At 57.6% G+C, this 4,042-nt stretch carries 4 protein-coding genes and 1 tRNA gene; 4 read left to right on the top strand and 1 reads right to left on the bottom strand.

Annotation, left to right across the window (positions count from 1 at the left end):
* Positions 1–382: 382 nt before the first annotated feature.
* On the top strand, positions 383–1,825 hold the full coding sequence (mgtE, locus tag DN387_RS24700) for a magnesium transporter (RefSeq protein ID WP_043860297.1): 1,443 nt from the start codon (positions 383–385) through the stop codon (positions 1,823–1,825).
* Positions 1,826–1,881: 56 nt separating this feature from the next.
* Here the strand turns inward: mgtE and DN387_RS24695 are convergent, their stop codons facing one another.
* A complete protein-coding gene (locus DN387_RS24695) occupies positions 1,882–2,208 on the bottom strand; it encodes an Arc family DNA-binding protein (RefSeq protein WP_003254499.1) in 327 nt (108 codons plus the stop codon).
* A gap of 344 nt (positions 2,209–2,552) precedes the next feature.
* Between DN387_RS24695 and phnN the strand changes: the two genes are divergently transcribed.
* From phnN to DN387_RS24680, 3 genes are all read left to right on the top strand, one after another.
* Positions 2,553–3,143, top strand: a complete 591-nt coding sequence (gene phnN / locus DN387_RS24690; protein ID WP_054916582.1) for a phosphonate metabolism protein/1,5-bisphosphokinase (PRPP-forming) PhnN — start codon at positions 2,553–2,555, stop codon at positions 3,141–3,143.
* A 109-nt stretch (positions 3,144–3,252) separates the two neighbouring features.
* Positions 3,253–3,329: transfer RNA gene (locus tag DN387_RS24685), tRNA-Arg, on the top strand.
* A 228-nt stretch (positions 3,330–3,557) separates the two neighbouring features.
* Complete coding sequence (locus DN387_RS24680) at positions 3,558–3,986, top strand: GNAT family N-acetyltransferase (RefSeq protein ID WP_054916581.1); 429 nt, start codon at positions 3,558–3,560, stop codon at positions 3,984–3,986.
* Positions 3,987–4,042 lie beyond the last annotated feature (56 nt).

Genomic DNA, 4,042 nt, shown 5'->3' with positions numbered 1-4,042 from the left:
CAACAGAAGGCCCGCTTTTTGAGCGGGCCTTCTGCTTTTCGGCTTTTCACTTTTCCGTAAGGGCGCGATGAATAAACTGTCATCGATGCGTTTACCGGCCTCTGCTAACTTTTGCGTCTTCAATGTGTTCTTTGGGGTGTGCCAGCCGTCGCACTGTCAGAGCTGTACGTTGTCACAGCTTTATCTCGCAAGCGATTGTTCTGGCCAATATTTTCAGCCCGAGCAGCCCAAGCCGTGTATGATTGCGCCCGTCAGCTCCGCCGGGGCTTGTGGAATACCACCATGGACTTACCCAGTAGTTACTCAATAGCTTGTTTTGCCAATCACGATCTGACTGATTGATTCTCCTGGCGTGCTCCGCTGCTGGGAGTGGAGTACGCGTATGACCGAAAGTGAAGTAAAAAAATCGCAAGAAAGCCTGCAGGATCGCCTGGCCCAGGTGGTCGAATTGCTGCAGCGCCAACGAGTGGTCGAAGACCTGACACATCGTCAGGAAGGGCACCATAACGATCGGGTCGAAAATCTCGTACACCGCCAGAATCTGGTCGAGCTGCAACGCAAGCTCGATGATCTGCACTCCGCTGACGTTGCCTACATTCTCGAAGCCCTGCCGCTGGATGATCGTCTGACGGTCTGGCAACTGGTCAAGGCCGAGCGTGATGGTGACATCCTGCTCGAGGTATCCGATTCGGTTCGGGAAACCCTGATCGCCGACATGGACGATCACGAGCTGCTTGCCGCTGCCAAGGAGATGGACGCCGACGAGCTGGCCGACCTTGCGCCGGAGCTGCCGCGCGACGTCGTGCATGAGCTGATGGAAACCCTCGATGCCCAGCAGCGTGAGCGCGTACGCTCCGCGTTGAGCTATGACGAGGACCAGGTCGGTGCCTTGATGGACTTCGAGATGGTGACCATCCGCGAGGACGTCAGCCTTGAGGTGGTGTTGCGTTACCTGCGCCGGCTCAAGGAGCTGCCAAGCCATACCGACAAACTGTTCGTGGTCGATTACGACGGCAAGCTCAAGGGTGTGCTGCCCATCAAGCGGCTGCTGGTGAACGACCCCGACAAGCAGGTTGCCGAGGTCATGGCCAGTGACCCGGTGAGTTTTCATCCCGATGAAGACGCCTACGATGCGGCACAGGCCTTTGAGCGCTATGACCTGATTTCGGCACCGGTGGTGGACAAGAGCGATCGCCTGATCGGCCGTTTGACCATCGACGAAATGGTCGACCTGATCCGTGAGGAAAGCGAGAACGAAGTCCTCAACATGGCGGGTCTGCGTGAGGAGGAAGACATCTTCGCCTCGGTCTGGCGTTCGCTTCGCAACCGTTGGGCATGGCTGGCAATCAACCTGATCACGGCCTTTGTCGCTTCGCGAGTGATCGGCCTGTTCGAGGGGTCGATCGAGAAGCTGGTGGCGTTGGCTGCACTGATGCCCATCGTGGCCGGTATCGGGGGCAACTCCGGCAACCAGACCATTACCATGATCGTACGTGCCATGGCGCTCGATCAGGTCAGCCCGGGCAATACTGCGCGATTGATGCGCAAGGAGCTTGCGGTGGCCTTGATCAATGGCCTGGTGTGGGGGGGCGTGATCGGCGTTGTGGCCTACCTGCTCTATGGCAGCTGGTCGCTGGGGGTAGTGATGACTGCGGCGATGACCCTGAACCTGCTGTTGGCGGCCCTGATGGGCGTTCTTATCCCGATGACGCTTGCTCGAATGGGGCGCGATCCTGCGATGGGCGCAAGTGTGATGATCACTGCCATGACCGACAGTGGCGGGTTCTTCATCTTCCTGGGCCTTGCTACGATCTTCTTGCTGTAAAAAGGCAAGGCATAAAAAAAGCCAGCGAAAGCTGGCTTTTTTGTGCGTGGGTGGAATCAGGAAGCGTCTGCGGCCATCTCGACGTCATGGGCGATCAGTGCGACCAGAGCATTTTGCTGGCGATGGGACAGCTGGCGGAAGCGTTGCAGCAGTTCACGTTCGTGCAGTGACAGCTCTGGGCTGTCCAGGCGCATGCTCAGCTCGTCGCCCAGTGCACCTTCCTGAATAAGGCTCTGCTCCAGGCGTGCAATGATCTCGGAGTTCATGCTGCGGTGGTGGTTACGCGCAACCTCGGCAATGCGCTCACGCATTCCGTCTGGCAGGCGGACGACAAATTTGTCAGCGGTGCGGCTTGAGTAGATAGCCTGTTTCATTGGGCGCATATAATTGACCGGTTTAGTTCAGGGGGAAGCGGTTCTCGAAATCGGCCGCACGATGAGTGTTACGACCATCGTTAAGACAAAATGTTCAACCTGGAGTACGAATGAGGTCTTCATCATGCCTCAGTGTCGCCAGTTCCTTGGCGTCAATTCTGTGACAAATATTGAACTGGGTAAAGGCGTTATGCCAGTACCAATTATCAGAAATGCGCACTGGTTTGAAAAGTTTTCATTTGGCGCTCGGCCTGGCCACCTCGGCGGCTCGACTTTTCGTCACCGGCAAAGGCGCAAAGACCGTGCAATGCGCCTAAAATGCGCGAGCTTTCCTTTCTCTGAGCATAGTGGCTATGCAGTATGACGCAAGCGACGTTCCCTTGGCGGGGGCGGGCAGGGTGATCTATTTGATGGGGCCGTCCGGTGCCGGCAAGGACAGTCTTCTGGATGCGGCGCGTGAGCTTTTGCTGGCAAGCCATGTGCGCATTCCTAAGCGTGTCATCACCCGCTCCGCCGAGGCGGTGGGGGAAGACGCAGTCGCCGTATCGGTCCAGCAGTTCGAGCAGATGGCTGACCGTGGCGAATTTGCCCTGCAGTGGCGCGCCAATGGGTTGGCTTATGGGGTTCCTGCTTATATAGATGCGTGGCTTGCCGAAGGCTGGCACGTGATGGTCAACGGGTCGCGCGCGCACCTGCCGGTGGCGCAGGCGAAGTACCCGGACCTGTTGCCCATATTGCTTTGTGTGAATCCGCAGGTATTGCGCGGGCGATTGCTTCAACGGGGCAGGGAGGGGCAGCACGAGATCGAGCAGCGAATGGCGCGCAACCAGCAGTCTATGACACAGGTTGATGATCGGGTTCGGCGGGTGGACAACTCGACCAGTCTTGACGATGCAGTGCGCCGCTTGCTGATGGTTTTGCAGGAGGCAGGCGTACGTGCCTGAGGCTGGAAACCACCTACTGGTAAAAAGCGCAGAGACGACATGACAAATCCTGGCTCGCTGGGTAACATGCTCGCCGTTCCGTATGGCGGGCCATGTACGCCAGACGCACGTCTCAGTAGCTCAATTGGATAGAGCATCCCCCTCCTAAGGGGAAGGTTGCAGGTTCGAACCCTGCCTGGGACACCATCCTTCGTTCGAGGGCTGGCTGCTTCCTGCGCTTTACCTTCTCTTCTTCTGCTCCATCCATCCCTCCTCGTTTCTGCGCATGATTCGCTACCTTGGCTGACGTTCGTGCTGCCCCCTGGCGAGCCTCCTTCTACCTGTGAACCCGAATTCCGATTTAACATCCGGTGCGAGCCGGCGCCTGCAGGCTCGCAGCGTACTCATGTAGTCCAATGCCGCACAGGAGAGCTTATGACAGATGCCCCTTACCGATTCACCCTGGGCGCTGACGCCGATGCCATGGCAGTGGTGCGTGAAGGGCTGCGCCGCTTCAACATCGAACAGATCGGCCCTTACACCTATGAAGATTTCCAGCTGTATGCCCGCGATGGCGGGGGCCAGGTGAGAGGTGGGCTGTTCGGTCATTTCGCAATGGGTTGGCTCTATATCGACTACTTCTGGTTGAGCGATGCCGCACGCGGTCATGGGTTGGGCAGCGAACTGCTGATGCGAGCCGAAGAGGAGGCGCGGGCGCGGGGCTGCACCGGTTTGTTTCTTTATACCTATAGCTTCCAGGCCCCTGACTTCTACCAGAAGCAGGGATACCACATCATGGGGATGCTGGAGGATTGCCCGCCTGGTTATCAGCGCTACTACCTGAAAAAGACGCTTCAGTCTTGAAATGCTCATGCTGACCTATGTGCCGAGGTTATTTTGAAATAAACCCTTGACGCACA

Origin of the sequence: Pseudomonas sp. FBF18, from assembly GCF_024261405.1 — a bacterium.
GTDB lineage: Bacteria > Pseudomonadota > Gammaproteobacteria > Pseudomonadales > Pseudomonadaceae > Aquipseudomonas > Aquipseudomonas palmensis.
The sequence above is the reverse complement of the archived record's forward strand: the minus strand, read 5'-3'. Positions and strand labels throughout refer to the sequence as shown.

What these genes read in the sequence shown, in the direction of transcription:
- mgtE (WP_043860297.1), top strand. Translation starts at nt 383, where the DNA reads ATGACCGAAAGTGAAGTAAAAAAATCGCAAGAAAGCCTGCAGGATCGC.
- DN387_RS24695 (WP_003254499.1), bottom strand. Translation starts at nt 2,208, where the DNA reads ATGCGCCCAATGAAACAGGCTATCTACTCAAGCCGCACCGCTGACAAA.
- phnN (WP_054916582.1), top strand. Translation starts at nt 2,553, where the DNA reads ATGCAGTATGACGCAAGCGACGTTCCCTTGGCGGGGGCGGGCAGGGTG.
- DN387_RS24680 (WP_054916581.1), top strand. Translation starts at nt 3,558, where the DNA reads ATGACAGATGCCCCTTACCGATTCACCCTGGGCGCTGACGCCGATGCC.